The organism is Pseudomonas sp. IT-196MI5 (assembly GCF_949767415.1).
Classification (GTDB): domain Bacteria; phylum Pseudomonadota; class Gammaproteobacteria; order Pseudomonadales; family Pseudomonadaceae; genus Aquipseudomonas.
Window position 1 is genome coordinate 317,992 of record NZ_CATKPZ010000044.1, and the last position, 15,286, is coordinate 333,277.

General features: G+C 61.1%; 12 protein-coding genes. 9 read left to right on the forward strand and 3 right to left on the reverse strand.

The genetic code is table 11. The annotated features are described in order from the left end of the window. Positions 1-138 precede the first annotated feature (138 nt). From ACM6IK_RS22380 to rpmE, 3 genes are all read right to left on the reverse strand, one after another. On the reverse strand, positions 139-1,407 hold the full coding sequence (locus ACM6IK_RS22380) for a malic enzyme-like NAD(P)-binding protein (RefSeq protein ID WP_095942355.1): 1,269 nt from the start codon (positions 1,405-1,407) through the stop codon (positions 139-141). 183 nt (positions 1,408-1,590) lie between these two features. Then, a complete protein-coding gene (locus ACM6IK_RS22385; RefSeq protein ID WP_414876042.1) occupies positions 1,591-2,391 on the reverse strand; it encodes a thermonuclease family protein in 801 nt (266 codons plus the stop codon). Positions 2,392-2,405: 14 nt separating this feature from the next. Further along, complete coding sequence (rpmE, locus tag ACM6IK_RS22390) at positions 2,406-2,636, reverse strand: 50S ribosomal protein L31 (protein ID WP_053153366.1); 231 nt, start codon at positions 2,634-2,636, stop codon at positions 2,406-2,408. A gap of 288 nt (positions 2,637-2,924) precedes the next feature. Here rpmE and ACM6IK_RS22395 point away from each other — a divergent pair, with 288 nt between their 5' ends. The 9 genes from ACM6IK_RS22395 to phaC (ACM6IK_RS22435) all read left to right on the forward strand — a co-directional run bounded on the left by ACM6IK_RS22395 (position 2,925) and on the right by phaC (ACM6IK_RS22435) (position 15,255). Further along, on the forward strand, positions 2,925-5,144 hold the full coding sequence (locus ACM6IK_RS22395; protein ID WP_414876043.1) for a primosomal protein N': 2,220 nt from the start codon (positions 2,925-2,927) through the stop codon (positions 5,142-5,144). Between the two features lie 238 nt (positions 5,145-5,382). Continuing rightward, positions 5,383-7,119 (forward strand): arginine--tRNA ligase, encoded by a 1,737-nt coding sequence (gene argS, locus ACM6IK_RS22400; protein WP_414876044.1) that lies wholly within the window; start codon positions 5,383-5,385, stop codon positions 7,117-7,119. Position 7,120: 1 nt separating this feature from the next. Beyond that, a complete protein-coding gene (locus ACM6IK_RS22405) occupies positions 7,121-7,834 on the forward strand; it encodes an SPOR domain-containing protein (protein ID WP_108216237.1) in 714 nt (237 codons plus the stop codon). A gap of 232 nt (positions 7,835-8,066) precedes the next feature. Continuing rightward, positions 8,067-8,597: an ATP-dependent protease subunit HslV gene (hslV, locus tag ACM6IK_RS22410; protein ID WP_414876045.1), complete on the forward strand. Its 531-nt coding sequence runs from the start codon at positions 8,067-8,069 to the stop codon at positions 8,595-8,597. 55 nt (positions 8,598-8,652) lie between these two features. After that, a complete protein-coding gene (gene hslU / locus ACM6IK_RS22415; RefSeq protein ID WP_414876046.1) occupies positions 8,653-9,990 on the forward strand; it encodes an HslU--HslV peptidase ATPase subunit in 1,338 nt (445 codons plus the stop codon). Positions 9,991-10,133: 143 nt separating this feature from the next. Continuing rightward, positions 10,134-10,505, forward strand: coding sequence for a gamma-butyrobetaine hydroxylase-like domain-containing protein (locus tag ACM6IK_RS22420; protein ID WP_223501798.1), 372 nt, complete (start codon positions 10,134-10,136; stop codon positions 10,503-10,505). A 259-nt stretch (positions 10,506-10,764) separates the two neighbouring features. Further along, positions 10,765-12,444, forward strand: a complete 1,680-nt coding sequence (gene phaC, locus ACM6IK_RS22425; RefSeq protein ID WP_414876047.1) for a class II poly(R)-hydroxyalkanoic acid synthase — start codon at positions 10,765-10,767, stop codon at positions 12,442-12,444. A 157-nt stretch (positions 12,445-12,601) separates the two neighbouring features. After that, a complete protein-coding gene (phaZ, locus tag ACM6IK_RS22430; RefSeq protein ID WP_108216233.1) occupies positions 12,602-13,456 on the forward strand; it encodes a poly(3-hydroxyalkanoate) depolymerase in 855 nt (284 codons plus the stop codon). Positions 13,457-13,572: 116 nt separating this feature from the next. Then, on the forward strand, positions 13,573-15,255 hold the full coding sequence (phaC, locus tag ACM6IK_RS22435; protein ID WP_414876048.1) for a class II poly(R)-hydroxyalkanoic acid synthase: 1,683 nt from the start codon (positions 13,573-13,575) through the stop codon (positions 15,253-15,255). Positions 15,256-15,286: the final 31 nt, after the last annotated feature.

Below are 15,286 nucleotides of genomic sequence, written 5' to 3' on the forward strand. Positions count from 1 at the left end.
CAGCTCCTACAATGACTGCGCGAACCTGTAGGAGCTGGCTTGCCAGCGAAGAGGCACCAACAGCCAACGCAAAACATCAGGCACAAAAAAACCCCGACTCTCACGAGCCAGGGCTTTTCGTTGAAGCGCTACAACGGCTTAGCCGTTGAACACATCATCCACGCTTTTGAGCGGGTAGTTCTTCGGATACGGCAGGGTTGCCACACCGGTCTCGATGGCGGCTTTAGCCACGGCATCGGAGATCAGGGTGATCAGACGGGCATCCATTGGCTTCGGAATGATGTACTCACGACCGAATTCCAGCTTGATGCCGCCGTAGGCGTCGCACACTTCCTGAGGCACCGGCAGCTTGGCCAGTTCGCGCAGGGCGTTGGCCGCAGCCACTTTCATTTCTTCGTTGATGCGCTTGGCGCGAACGTCCAGGGCACCACGGAAGATGAACGGGAAGCCCAGTACGTTGTTGACCTGGTTCGGGTAGTCGGAACGACCGGTGGCCATGATCACGTCGTTACGGGTGGCGTGCGCCAGTTCCGGGGCGATTTCCGGATCAGGGTTGGAGCAGGCGAACACGATCGGGTTAGGCGCCATCGACAGCAGGCCTTCAGCGCTCAGCAGGTTCGGACCGGACAGGCCTACAAACACGTCAGCGCCTTGCAGAGCGTCAGCCAGGGTGCGCTTGTCGGTCGCGTGAGCGAACACCGCCTTGTACTGGTTCAGGTCGTCACGGCCGGAGTGGATCACGCCGGTACGGTCGACCATGTAGATGTTTTCGATGTTGGCGCCCATGCTCACCAGCAATTTCATGCAGGAGATGGCGGCGGCGCCGGCACCCAGGCAGACGATCTTGGCTTCCGGCAAGGTTTTGCCAGCGATTTCCAGGGCGTTGATCATGCCGGCCGCGGTCACGATAGCGGTGCCGTGCTGGTCATCGTGGAATACCGGGATATCGCACTGCTCGATCAGAGCACGTTCGATTTCAAAGCACTCTGGTGCCTTGATGTCTTCCAGGTTGATGCCACCGAAGGTAATGGAGATACGCTTGACGGTGTCGATGAAGGCTTGCGGGCTTTCGGAGTCGACTTCGATGTCGAAAACGTCGATGCCGGCGAAGCGCTTGAACAGTACGCCTTTACCTTCCATCACTGGCTTGGAGGCCAATGGGCCGAGGTTACCCAGGCCGAGAATCGCGGTGCCATCGGAAATAACTGCAACCAGGTTGCCTTTGCCGGTGTACTTGTAGGCCAGTTCAGGATCGCGGGCGATCTCGCGTACTGGTTCGGCTACGCCCGGGCTGTAGGCCAGCGACAGGTCGCGAGCGGTAGCAGTGGCCTTGGTGAGCTCGACACTCAGCTTCCCTGGACGAGGATTGGCGTGATATTCGAGAGCGGCAGTTTTCAGATCAGACATTTTGGCATTCCGCTTTTTACTGTTGGACAGACTGGTCAGCGAGGATACGCCCCTCGCAAAGTCCCCACAAGACTGACCGGTCACCCCTGTCAAGCGCCCGGCCCTACGACTTTGGGCCAAGAGCCACGGCACACAAGGGTCGGACTGTTCACAATTGACAGAAAAAATGTCTACAATTTTTTATCACTGCGCCGCTTGCAGCATCGCCGGATCGGTCAAGGGCAACATCCAGCGCGCCTGGCCATCCTTGAGACCGCCTTTGCGCGAGCGATCCAGCACCCAGCCGCGCGCCTCGACCTGCTTGCCCTTGAGGCTTTCCAGTGAGCTCACATCGAAACGCCCCAGCAGATTGGGTGCAACGCGCAATACAACCGAATCCTGCAACTCGATCCAAACCCCGCCGCGATTGCGCTGAACCTTGCTCACACGACCGCTGAGCACGGCAAAGCCGGAGGCGCTGATCTGCTCCGCTTTCAGTACAGGTGACTGGCGCCACAACCCGAGCCCGGCCTGACGCGCACTGCGCTCGGCCGCTTGCTGACAGGCGACCAGATCGACATTCGGCGCCACGGCCACCAGAAAGCCCAGGCCTTCGGCGAGCATCTGCGCCTCGAGGTTGGCGCCATTGGCACCGTAGACATGGGCCAGGGTGCGGCCGTAATGGTCCTCGCTTTCTTCGCCAGGCACCAACCCGACCCGTCCGTCACTCGCCGCCACCAGGGCTTCGAGGCGTTTGCGCGCGGCCACGGCAAATGGTTCATCGGAACGGCCCTTCTTGCCCAGCTCCGGCGTGTTCAAGCCGATCATGCGCACGCTGCGGCCATCGCTCAGGCGCAGGGTGTCGCCGTCCACTACCCGCTGCACCGCGACGGACGTCAAGCCGCTGGGTGCCGGGCAAAACGCCTGGGCGCCAGACAGCCAAATCGCGGACACAAAAAAGGCGCCCGCAAGGGACGCCTTTTTTAACTGCAAGGAAAAGCCCATAAGGCTCTTTAACCTTACTCTGCAGCAGCTGGAGCTTTCTTGCCGAAAGCACCGAAACGGTCGGCGAAGCGCTGAACGCGGCCGCCAGTGTCCAGAGTCTTCTGCTTACCGGTGTAGAACGGGTGGCATTCGTTGCAAACGTCGATCGCCAGGGCTTTGCCGAAGGTCGAACGGGTTTCGAACTTGTTGCCGCAGCTGCAGGTAACAGCAACTGCCGGGTATTCTGGATGGATATCAGCTTTCATGGTGTCTTCCTCAGGCTAGCGTGCCGCCACCCAACACTATTGTTGAATACCGCACGTAATTAGGCCGCGGATTCTACCAGACAATCCTGATCACGCAAGCTGTCCCTGAAACCAGTCGTCTGCTAGGCTCCCGGCCCAATACGCGATCCCCTGTAGGAGTGAGCCTGCTCGCGATAGCGGTCTGCCAGTCGCCGCAATGTTGAATGCAAGACCGCTATCGCGAGCAGGCTCACTCCTACAGGTTATATGTCACGCCCCCCTATTGTTTGTTGATCGAGATCCCCCCGCGTGCCCAACGCCATTTTGCGCCTCGCCCTGCCTTCGCCGCTGCGCCGCCTGTTTGACTACCGCGCTCCGGCCGGCGTCCTGCGCGCGCAACTGCACCCCGGCATGCGCCTGCGGGTACCGTTCGGCCGGCGCGAGATGATCGGGATTCTGGTGGAAGTCACCAACACCAGCGAAGTCCCGGCCGAGAAACTAAAGCCGGCCCTGGCCTTGCTCGACGCTACGCCACCACTGCCGCCCGCGCTGTTCAAGCTGTGCCTGTGGACCTCCCAGTATTACCAGCACAGCCTCGGCGACACCTTGAGCTGGGCGCTGCCGGTTTTGCTGCGCCAGGGTGAGCTGGCCGAAGCGCGCCAGGAGCGCTTCTGGTCCGCCGCGCCTGGCGCCAGCCTTGATGATCCGCGCATCGCCCGCGCCCCGCGCCAGCGCGAAGCCCTGGCCACGCTGGCCCAGCATCCCCACGGCGTCGCCCATCAGTTGCTGAGCAAACTGATGCTGAGCAAGGACAGTCTGGATTTACTGCTGGCCAAGGAGCTGGTGCAGGTCGAGATCCGCCGCCACGCCCCGGGCGTACGCCACGAACACTGGCTGGCGCAACCGGAACTGCCGCTGAACCCCGAGCAACGCGCCGCCTATGAGGCGATTCGCGCCGGCTTCGACAGTTATCACGCGTTCCTGCTGGCCGGCGTCACCGGCAGCGGCAAGACCGAAGTCTATTTACAGTTGATCCGCGAAACCCTCGAGGCTGGCAAGCAAGCACTGGTGCTGATCCCGGAAATCAACCTCGGCCCGCAGACCCTGGCGCGCTTCGAACAGCGTTTCAATGCCCGCATTGCGTTGATCCATTCGGCGGTCAATGACCGCGAACGCCTCGAGGCCTGGCTGGCCGCCCGGGACGGTGAGGCCGACATTATTATTGGCACCCGTTCGGCCCTGTTCACACCGATGAAGAACCCCGGCCTGATCATCATCGACGAAGAACACGACGGTTCCTATAAACAGCAGGAAGGCTTGCGCTATCACGCCCGCGATCTGGCGCTGGTGCGGGCGCGACAGGAAAACATCCCGATCGTCCTCGGCTCCGCCACCCCTTCACTGGAAAGCCTGCACAACGCCTACACCGGCCGCTACGGGCTGCTGCGCTTGAACGAGCGCGCCGGCGGTGCCAAACAGCCGCGCTTCCTGCGCCTGGACGTCAAAAGCCGTCCGCTGGACAGCGGCATTTCCGGGCCGATGCAACAGGCCATTGGACAGACCCTGGCTGCCGGGCAGCAGGTACTGGTGTTCCTCAACCGCCGCGGCTTCGCCCCGACCCTGTTGTGCCATGACTGTGGCTGGATGTCCGAGTGCCAGCGTTGCGACGCGCGGATGACCGTGCACCAGCGTCACGGTGAATTGCGCTGCCACCATTGCGGCTACGTCGAGCGTGTGCCGCGCCAGTGCCCCAAGTGCAACAAGGTCGATCTGCGCCCCGTGGGCGCCGGCACCGAACGGGCCGAGGAGCGTCTGGCGATTCTGTTCCCGGACTATCCGGTGCTGCGGGTCGACCGCGACAGCACATCGCGCAAGGACGCGATGAACCAGTTGTTCGCGACCATTCAAAAAGGTCAGCCGTGCATTTTGATCGGCACGCAAATGCTTGCCAAAGGCCACCACTTTCCACGGGTGACGCTGGTGTCGATCCTCGACGCCGACGGCGGCTTGTTCTCCGGCGACTTCCGCGCCAGCGAGCGCATGGCTCAGTTGATCGTGCAGGTCGCCGGCCGCGCAGGCCGCGCCGAAGAGCCGGGTAAAGTGATTATCCAGACGCACCTGGCCGACCACCCACTGCTGGTGCAATTGACCGAGCAAGGCTATTTCGCCTTTGCCGAACAGGCCTTGAGCGAGCGCCGTGCGGCCGGTTTGCCACCGTTTGCGCACCTGGCGCTACTGCGAGCCGAAGCGCACAAACCGGGTCAGGCCGAAGGCTTCCTCGATGAGGCGTGCAGCGAGGCGGAACGCTTGCTGGCCGAGCAGAATCTGACGGGGATCGAGCTATTGGGACCGGTCCCGGCACCGATGGAGCGCCGGGCCGGGCGCTATCGTGCGCAGTTGTTGTTGCAGGCTACGGCGCGAGCCCCTTTGCATCGATTGCTGGCCAGTTGGTTGCTGGTGCTGGAGCAGATGCCGAGCGGGCGGGCGGTGCGCTGGTCTTTGGATGTAGACCCCGTAGATTTGTATTGATTGGAAGATTGCCTTCGCGAGCAGGCTCGCTCCCACAGGAGTTTTGTGTCGATAGCAAAATGTGTGAACACAGCTGAACCATTGTGGGAGCGAGCCTGCTCGCGAAAGCGGCCAAATTGTCACCACACATCCACATCCTGCCTGCTAAGGTTGGCAAGCCCGTCTTCGCAACGGATAATGCCCAGTTTTTCCACCAGCGCATGATGCGCCGCCGCGCCTGCGGTCGAAAGAGAAGACCATGAAAGACACCATTCGCCAGCTGATCCAACAAGCCATCACCCAACTCGTCAACGAAGGTGTGTTGCCTGAAGGCCTGTCGCCGGCGATCCAGGTGGAGAACTCCCGCGACAAGAAAAACGGCGACTTCGCCAGCAACATCGCCATGATGCTGGCCAAGCCGGCCGGCATGAAGCCCCGCGATCTGGCGGAAAAAATCATCGCCGCGCTGCCGGCTGACGAAAACGTCGCCAAGACCGAAATCGCGGGTCCCGGCTTCCTGAACTTCTTCCAGAACACCGATGCCCTGGCGACCCGCCTGGACGCCGCCCTGGCCGACGCCCACATCGGCGTGCGCAAGGCCGGCCCGGTACAGCGCACCGTGGTCGACCTGTCGGCGCCGAACCTGGCCAAAGAAATGCACGTCGGCCACTTGCGTTCGACCATCATCGGCGACGGCGTGGCCCGGGTACTCGAATTCCTCGGCGACACCGTAATCCGTCAGAACCACGTCGGCGACTGGGGCACCCAGTTCGGCATGCTGATGGCTTACCTGCAGGAAAACCCGATCACCAGCGATGAACTGTCGGACCTGGAAAACTTCTACCGTGCCGCCAAGCAACGCTTCGACGAATCCGCAGAGTTCGCCGACCGCGCCCGTGGCCTGGTGGTCAAGCTGCAGGCCGGCGACGCCGATTGCCTGGCACTGTGGACCAAGTTCAAGGACATCTCGCTGTCCCACTGCCAGAAGATCTACGAACTGCTCAACGTCAAACTGACCATGGCCGACGTGATGGGCGAAAGTGCCTACAACGACGACCTGATCAACGTGGTCAACGACTTGAAGGCGGCGGGCATGCTGGTCGAGAGCAACGGCGCCCAGTGCGTGTTCCTCGACGAATTCAAGAATGCCGATGGCGACCCGCTGCCGGTGATCATCGTCAAGGCTGACGGCGGCTACCTCTACGCCACCACCGACCTGGCGGCCGTGCGCTACCGCAGCGGCAAGCTCAAGGCCGATCGTGCGCTGTATTTCGTCGACCAACGCCAGGCCCTGCACTTCCAGCAAGTGTTCGCCGTGGCACGCAAGGCCGGTTTCGTGACCCATCCGATGGAAATGGAACACATGGGCTTCGGCACCATGAACGGCGCTGACGGCCGTCCGTTCAAGACCCGTGACGGCGGCACCGTGAAGCTGATCGATCTGCTGACCGAAGCCCAGGAGCGCGCCTACACCCTGGTCAAGGACAAGAACCCGGAGTTGGCCGAAGCCGAGTTGCGCAACATCGCCAAGGTCGTGGGCATCGGCGCAGTGAAATACGCCGACCTGTCCAAGCACCGCACCAGTGACTACAGCTTCAACTTCGACCTGATGCTCAACTTCGAAGGCAACACCGCGCCGTACCTGCTGTACGCCTACACCCGCGTGGCCGGCGTGTTCCGCAAACTCGGCAAGGACTTCAGCGAAGTCGACGGCCAGATCGTTCTGGAAGCGGCGCACGAACACGAGCTGGCGGCGAAACTCGCGCAGTTCGGTGAAGTCCTGAACAACGTGTCCGAAAAAGGCACCCCGCACATCCTTTGCACTTACCTGTACGACGTCGCGGGCCTGTTCTCCAGCTTCTACGAGAACTGCCCGATCCTCGCCGCCGATACCCCGGCACAAATGCAGAGCCGCCTGCGCCTCGCCGCGCTGACCGGACGCACCCTCAAGCAAGGCCTGGAACTCTTGGGCCTGGAAACTCTGGAGCGTATGTAAGTTGGCTGCCAAGAAAAAACCTGCACCCAAGCGTGGCGCCAGCCGTTACCAAGCTCCTGCAAAGCAACCGATTCCGGGCTGGCTGTGGATGGCGATCGGCCTGACAGTCGGCGCCTTCATCGTATTTCTGATGAAGCTGGAGCCGGGCAAGGGCAGCGACACGGTCAAGCGTGAAAAGGTCGAACAACAGCAACAGCAGAAAGCCAGCAAGATCGCCGAGGCCAACAAGACCCCGCCGAGCCCGACGCAACCGGTGAAGCCAAAGTACGACTTCTACACCTTGCTTCCGGAATCGGAAGTCATCGTGCCTCCGGATGCCGTGCCGGAAAAAACCCTGCCGACGCCACAAGTGCCGGTCATCCCGACCACGCCGGTTACCCCGGCCGAAGCGGCGAAGATCGACACGGCTCGCGCCCAGGCAGCCCTGGCCGGAATCACGCCGCCACCCGCACCTGCGGTCAAGGCCGCGCCTGTGACGAAGTTTTTCCTGCAGGCGGGCTCGTTCCGCAAAGAGACTGATGCAGACAAGGTTCGGGCGCAGATCATCCTGCTGGGCCAGGCTGTAGCGGTTGAATCGGGCACGGTGAAGGATGAAACCTGGTATCGGGTGCTGGTCGGTCCGTTCAGCAATCGCGAACAACTGACCACGGCCCAGAAACAACTGGCGGGTGCGGGCTTTAGCAATCTTTTGTTACAACAACGCCAGAGCCGCTGATCCCGTCAGAACCACCGCGTCATCGTTCTTCGCTGGCAAGCCAGCTCCTACAGAATATTCGACAAACCCTGTAGGAGCTGGCTTGCCAGCGAATGCGCCTGAAAGGGCACTATATCCAGAACTCGATTCACACCATTCGTCCCTCGTCTCGCCCCGCAGTTGAAATCCACTCCAGCACCCCCATATGGATGGGCATAAGGCATTTTCGCCCCGCTGCGTGGAGACTCTTCCCTTGACCACCATCGTTTCAGTTCGCCGCCACGGCAAAGTCGTCATGGGCGGCGACGGCCAGGTTTCCCTTGGTAATACCGTGATGAAAGGCAACGCGAAAAAAGTTCGTCGCCTGTACCACGGCCAGGTCCTCGCCGGTTTTGCCGGTGCCACCGCTGACGCCTTTACCCTCTTCGAACGCTTCGAAGGCCAACTTGAGAAACACCAGGGCCACCTGGTGCGCGCCGCTGTCGAACTCGCCAAAGAATGGCGCACCGACCGCTCCCTGAGCCGCCTCGAAGCCATGCTCGCGGTCGCCAACAAAGACGCCTCCCTGATCATCACCGGCAACGGCGACGTGGTCGAACCTGAAGAGGGCCTGATCGCCATGGGTTCCGGTGGCGCCTACGCCCAGGCCGCCGCCAGCGCGCTGCTGAAAAAGACTGATCTGTCGGCCCGGGAAATCGTCGAAACCGCCCTCGGTATCGCCGGCGACATCTGTGTATTCACCAACCACACCCAGACCATTGAGGAGCAGGACTGCGCCGAGTAAGCCCGTGCAGCCCACCGCACCACGGCTCATTCTTGCTTGAGGTCCACAGAATATTATGTCCATGACTCCCCGTGAAATCGTCCACGAACTCAACCGCCACATCATCGGCCAGGACGATGCCAAGCGCGCCGTCGCCATTGCCCTGCGCAACCGCTGGCGCCGCATGCAGCTGCCTGAAGAGCTGCGCGTTGAAGTAACACCCAAGAACATCCTGATGATCGGCCCGACCGGTGTCGGTAAAACCGAGATCGCCCGACGCCTGGCGAAACTGGCCAACGCACCGTTCATCAAGGTCGAAGCGACCAAGTTCACCGAAGTCGGCTATGTCGGCCGCGACGTCGAATCGATCATTCGTGACCTGGCCGATGCCGCGATCAAGCTGCTGCGCGAGCAGGAAATCGTCAAGGTTCGTCACCGCGCCGAAGATGCAGCAGAAGAGCGCATCCTCGACGCACTGCTGCCACCGGCACGCATGGGCTTCAGTAGTGACGATGCCCCGACTGCCGACTCCAACACCCGTCAGTTGTTCCGCAAGCGCCTGCGCGAAGGTCAGCTGGACGACAAGGAGATCGAAATCGAAGTCGCCGAAATGGCTGGCGTCGATATCTCCGCGCCACCGGGCATGGAAGAGATGACCAACCAGCTGCAAAGCCTGTTCGCCAACATGGGCAAGGGCAAGCACAAGAGCCGCAAGCTCAAGGTCAAGGATGCGCTCAAGCTGGTGCGCGACGAAGAAGCCAGCCGCCTGGTCAACGATGAAGAGTTGAAGGCCAAGGCCCTGGAAGCGGTCGAGCAGCACGGCATCGTGTTCATCGACGAAATCGACAAGGTCGCCAAGCGTGGCAATTCCGGTGGCGTCGATGTGTCCCGCGAAGGGGTGCAGCGCGACTTGCTGCCGCTGATCGAAGGCTGCACCGTCAATACCAAACTGGGCATGGTCAAGACCGACCACATCCTGTTCATTGCTTCCGGTGCGTTCCACCTGAGCAAGCCGAGCGACCTGGTGCCCGAGCTGCAAGGTCGTCTGCCGATTCGTGTCGAACTCAAGGCCCTGAGCCCGGAAGATTTCGAACGCATCCTCAGCGAGCCGCATGCCTCGCTCACCGAGCAATATTGCGCCCTGCTGAAAACCGAAGGCCTGGGCATCGAGTTCCTGCCGAGCGGCATCAAGCGCATCGCGGAGATCGCCTGGCAGGTCAACGAGAAAACCGAAAACATCGGTGCCCGTCGCCTGCACACCCTGCTCGAGCGCCTGCTCGAAGAGGTGTCGTTCAGCGCCGGCGACCTGGCCAGCGTCCATGACGGCAAGGTCATCCAGATCGATGCCGACTATGTCAACAGCCACCTGGGCGAATTGGCGCAGAACGAAGACCTGTCCCGTTATATCCTGTAAGCCATACTTACAGCGATAGATATCCTGTGGGAGCGAGCTTGCTCGCGATGAGGCCATCTCATTCGACATAGATGTTGAATGTGATACCGCTATCGCGAGCGAGCTCGCTCCCACAAGGTTCCGCACAAGACGGAAATCCGGTCATGATCCCCACCGACATCAAGCTGCACAAAGCCTCGAAAACCCTGACGCTCAAATACGCGTCCGGCGAGGAATACACCCTGCCCGCCGAGTTCCTGCGCGTGCACTCTCCTTCCGCCGAGGTCCAGGGCCACGGCAAACCCATCCTGCAATTCGGCAAGATCAACGTAGGCCTGACCAAGGTAGAACCGGCCGGTCAGTACGCACTGAAACTGACCTTCGACGACGGCCACGACAGCGGCTTGTTCACCTGGGAATATCTGTACGAGCTGGGGCGACGTTATGACGCACTCTGGGAAGATTATCTGGCCGAGCTCAAAGCCGCCGGAAAAACCCGCGACCCGAACGAATCCGTCGTCAAGCTGATGCTCTAATCCGAGCCTCTTGCTCTTTAGAGGGCATTTTCTAATTTCATCTGTTTGAATGCTCCGCTTCAGGGCCACCGACTGGCCTGCTTGCGAAAAAAATTAAACTCGGGTAACCAATGGAACTGGCAAGTTCCCTGCAGTGCTCTCTGCATTAAAAAAGCAGCGATGCAGTATTAACGGTCACCCCGAGCAGTAGTACCTGGCATTGGCTGTGTGACTGCACAGCAGGACCCGGTACTCGTCTCAGGACAATGGAGCGTCGTAGATGAGTAAACAGAATAACGATGACTTGAAGTATCAGGCCTCGGAAAACACCTTGGGGCTGAATCCTGTCGTTGGGCTGCGTGGAAAGGATCTACTGGCATCTGCTCGCATGGTACTCAGGCAGGCCATCAGGCAACCCGTGCACAGCGCGAAGCATGTTGCGCATTTCGGCCTTGAACTCAAGAACGTACTGTTCGGCAAATCCGAGCTGCAACCGACCAGCGATGACCGTCGCTTCGCGGATCCGGCCTGGAGCCAGAACCCGCTCTACAAACGTTATCTGCAAACCTACCTGGCGTGGCGCAAGGAACTCCACGCCTGGATCGACGACAGTAACCTGCCAGCCAAGGATGTCAGTCGCGGGCACTTCGTGATCAACCTCATGACCGAAGCTTTCGCGCCGTCCAACACGGCGGCCAACCCCGCGGCGGTCAAGCGTTTCTTCGAAACCGGCGGTAAAAGCCTGCTCGATGGTCTCTCGCACCTGGCCAAGGACCTGGTGCACAACGGCGGCATGCCGAGCCAGGTCAACATGGGCGCCTTCGAGGTCGGCAAGACCCTTGGCGTGACCGAGGGTGCTGTGGTCTTTCGCAACGACGTGCTGGAACTGATCCAGTACAAGCCGATCACCGAGCAGGTGCATGAACGCCCACTGCTGGTGGTACCGCCGCAGATCAACAAGTTCTACGTCTTCGACCTGAGCCCGGACAAGAGCCTGGCGCGGTTCTGTCTGCGCAACAACGTGCAAACCTTCATCGTCAGCTGGCGCAACCCGACCAAGGAGCAGCGTGAGTGGGGCCTGTCGACCTATATCGAAGCGCTCAAGGAAGCGGTCGATGTGGTCACCGCCATTACCGGCAGCAAAGACGTGAACATGCTCGGCGCCTGCTCCGGCGGCATCACCTGCACCGCGCTGCTGGGCCACTACGCGGCAATCGGCGAGAGCAAGGTCAATGCCCTGACCCTGCTGGTCAGCGTGCTCGACACCACTCTGGACAGCGACGTGGCCCTGTTCGTCGACGAGCAAACCCTTGAAGCCGCCAAGCGTCACTCCTACCAGGCCGGCGTCCTCGAAGGCCGCGACATGGCGAAAGTCTTCGCCTGGATGCGCCCCAACGACCTGATCTGGAACTACTGGGTCAACAATTACCTGCTGGGCAATGAACCGCCGGTGTTCGACATTCTGTTCTGGAACAACGACACCACCCGATTACCCGCCGCGTTCCACGGCGACCTGATCGAGATGTTCAAAAGTAACCCGTTGACCCGTGCCGATGCACTGGAAGTGTGCGGCACGCCGATCGACCTGAAGAAAGTCACCGCCGACATCTTCTCGCTGGCCGGCACCAACGACCACATCACCCCGTGGCGTTCCTGCTACAAATCGGCGCAACTGTTCGGCGGCAACGTTGAATTCGTGCTGTCCAGCAGCGGGCACATCCAGAGCATTCTGAACCCGCCGGGCAATCCGAAATCGCGTTACATGACCAGCACCGAAATGCCCGTCAATGCCGATGAATGGCAGGAAGAGTCAACCAAGCATGCCGACTCCTGGTGGCTGCACTGGCAGGCATGGCAGGCACAACGTTCAGGCAACCTGAAAAAAGCTCCGCTGAAACTGGGCAACAAGGCCTATCCAGCGGGTGAAGCGGCGCCAGGCACTTATGTGCATGAGCGGTAACTGACACACCTCGCCCCACACTGTGGGAGCGAGCCTGCTCGCGATGACGGCGATACATTCAGCCATTGTGTTGACTGGCACACCGCAATCGCGAGCAGGCTCGCTCCCACAGGGGATTGGGGATGAAATGGAAAAAGCGACCCACAGGGCCAGAAGCATGCCGCAACCCTTCATATTCCGTACCGTCGATCTGGATGGCCAGACGCTCCGCACGGCGGTACGCCCCGGCAAGCCTCACTTGACGCCCCTGCTGATTTTCAACGGCATCGGCGCCAACCTGGAGCTGGTGTTCCCGTTCATCGCGGCGCTGGATCCGGACCTGGAAGTCATCGCCTTCGACGTACCCGGCGTCGGCGGTTCGTCGACACCAAACCGGCCTTATCGGTTTCCGAGCCTGGCGAAACTCACGGCGCGCATGCTCGACTATCTCGACTACGGGCAGGTCAACGTCATCGGCGTGTCCTGGGGTGGCGCCCTGGCCCAACAATTCGCCTACGACTATCCGGAGCGCTGCAAGAAACTCGTGCTGGCGGCGACGGCGGCGGGAGCGGTGATGGTGCCGGGCAAGCCGAAAGTGCTGTGGATGATGGCCAGCCCGCGACGTTACATCCAGCCATCCCATGTGATCCGCATTGCGCCGATGATCTACGGCGGCTCTTTCCGTCGCGACCCGACGCTGGCCGCGAGCCATGCGGCCAAGGTGCGTTCAGCGGGCAAGCTCGGTTACTACTGGCAGCTGTTCGCCGGCCTCGGCTGGACCAGCATCCACTGGTTGCACAAGATCCGCCAGCCGACCCTGGTACTGGCCGGCGACGATGACCCACTGATCCCGTTGGTCAACATGCGCTTGCTGGCCTGGCGGATTCCCAACGCCCAGTTGCACATCATCGATGACGGGCATCTGTTCCTGATTACCCGGGCCGAAGCGGTGGCCCCGATCATCATGAAATTCCTGGAAGAGGAGCGCCAGCGCGCGGTGATGCATCCGCGTCCAGCGCCATTGGGCGGCTAAAGCGCTGCATCAGCGGTCGGCAGGACGCCGCGCCGCGCAACAACCCGTTACAGCGTCTATGGTGTTCTGGTTCGGTGAATTTGTTTTTTGGCCTGAAGACGAAGGAGTGTTGACTCATGCGCGAGAAACCAGCGAGGGATTCCCTACCGACTCCCGCCGCGTTCATCAATGCACAGAGTGCGATTACCGGCCTGCGCGGCCGGGATCTGTTGTCGACCCTGCGCAGTGTGGCCGCCCACGGCTTGCGCAATCCGGTGCACAGCGCCCGACACGCCCTCAAGCTCGGTGGTCAGCTCGGCCGTGTGCTGCTGGGTGAAACCCTGCACCCGACCAACCCGCAGGACGCTCGCTTCGCCGACCCGGCGTGGAGCCTCAACCCGTTTTATCGCCGCAGCCTGCAGGCCTATTTGAGTTGGCAGAAGCAGGTCAAAAGCTGGATCGACGAGAGCGATATGAGCCCGGACGACCGTGCCCGCGCCCACTTCGCTTTCGCCTTGCTCAACGACGCCGTATCGCCCTCCAACACCCTGCTCAATCCACTGGCGGTCAAGGAACTATTCAATTCCGGCGGTAACAGCCTGGTGCGTGGCATCAGCCATTTAGTGGACGATCTGCTGCACAACGATGGCCTGCCCCGACAAGTCACCAAGCAAGCGTTCGAGGTCGGCAAGACGGTCGCCACCACCAACGGTGCCGTGGTGTTTCGCAACGAACTGCTGGAGTTGATCCAGTACAAGCCGATGAGCGAAAAGCAGTATTCCAAACCCTTGCTGGTGGTACCGCCGCAAATCAACAAGTACTACATCTTCGACCTCAGCCCCCACAACAGCTTCGTCCAGTACGCCCTCAAAAACGGCCTGCAAACCTTCATGATCAGCTGGCGCAACCCGGATGTGCGCCACCGCGAATGGGGACTCTCGACCTACGTGGAAGCCGTGGAAGAAGCCATGAATGTCTGCCGGGCGATCACCGGAGCACGCGAGGTCAACCTGATGGGCGCCTGCGCCGGCGGGCTGACCATCGCCGCGCTGCAAGGCCACTTGCAGGCCAAGCGGCAGCTGCGCAGGGTGTCCAGCGCGACTTACCTGGTGAGCCTGCTCGACAGCCAGCTGGACAGCCCCGCTTCGCTGTTCGCCGACGAACAGACTCTGGAGGCAGCCAAGCGCCGCTCCTATCAGAAAGGTGTGCTGGACGGCCGCGATATGGCCAAAGTCTTCGCCTGGATGCGCCCCAACGATTTGATCTGGAGCTACTTCGTCAACAACTACCTGTTGGGCAAGGAGCCACCGGCGTTCGATATCCTCTACTGGAACAACGACAACACGCGTTTGCCGGCCGCCCTGCATGGCGACCTGCTGGACTTCTTCAAGCACAACCCACTGACCCACCCGGGCGGGCTGGAAGTGTGTGGCACGCCGATCGATTTACAGAAGGTCACCGTCGACAGCTTCAGCGTCGCCGGCATCAACGATCACATCACACCGTGGGATGCGGTGTATCGCTCGACGCTGCTGCTCGGTGGCGAGCGCCGCTTCGTGCTGTCCAACAGCGGTCATGTGCAGAGCATCCTCAACCCGCCGAACAACCCGAAAGCCAACTACGTCGAGAACGGCAAACTGAGCAGCGATCCCCGCGCCTGGTACTACGATGGCAAGCATGTCGACGGCAGTTGGTGGACCCAATGGCTGAGCTGGATTCAGGAACGCTCCGGCGCGCAGAAGGAAACCCACATGGCGCTTGGCAACCAGAACTACCCACCGATGGAGGCAGCACCCGGTACTTACGTGCGCGTGCGCTGACGTTCAACGCGCCGCGGCCTCTGCCGGCCGT

Bases quoted from the DNA above. Each gene is read 5' to 3' on its own strand.
- ACM6IK_RS22380 (WP_095942355.1), bottom strand. From the start codon at position 1,407: ATGTCTGATCTGAAAACTGCCGCTCTCGAATATCACGCCAATCCTCGT.
- ACM6IK_RS22385 (WP_414876042.1), bottom strand. From the start codon at position 2,391: ATGGGCTTTTCCTTGCAGTTAAAAAAGGCGTCCCTTGCGGGCGCCTTT.
- rpmE (WP_053153366.1), bottom strand. From the start codon at position 2,636: ATGAAAGCTGATATCCATCCAGAATACCCGGCAGTTGCTGTTACCTGC.
- argS (WP_414876044.1), top strand. From the start codon at position 5,383: ATGAAAGACACCATTCGCCAGCTGATCCAACAAGCCATCACCCAACTC.
- hslU (WP_414876046.1), top strand. From the start codon at position 8,653: ATGTCCATGACTCCCCGTGAAATCGTCCACGAACTCAACCGCCACATC.
- ACM6IK_RS22420 (WP_223501798.1), top strand. From the start codon at position 10,134: ATGATCCCCACCGACATCAAGCTGCACAAAGCCTCGAAAACCCTGACG.
- phaC (WP_414876047.1), top strand. From the start codon at position 10,765: ATGAGTAAACAGAATAACGATGACTTGAAGTATCAGGCCTCGGAAAAC.
- phaZ (WP_108216233.1), top strand. From the start codon at position 12,602: ATGCCGCAACCCTTCATATTCCGTACCGTCGATCTGGATGGCCAGACG.
- phaC (WP_414876048.1), top strand. From the start codon at position 13,573: ATGCGCGAGAAACCAGCGAGGGATTCCCTACCGACTCCCGCCGCGTTC.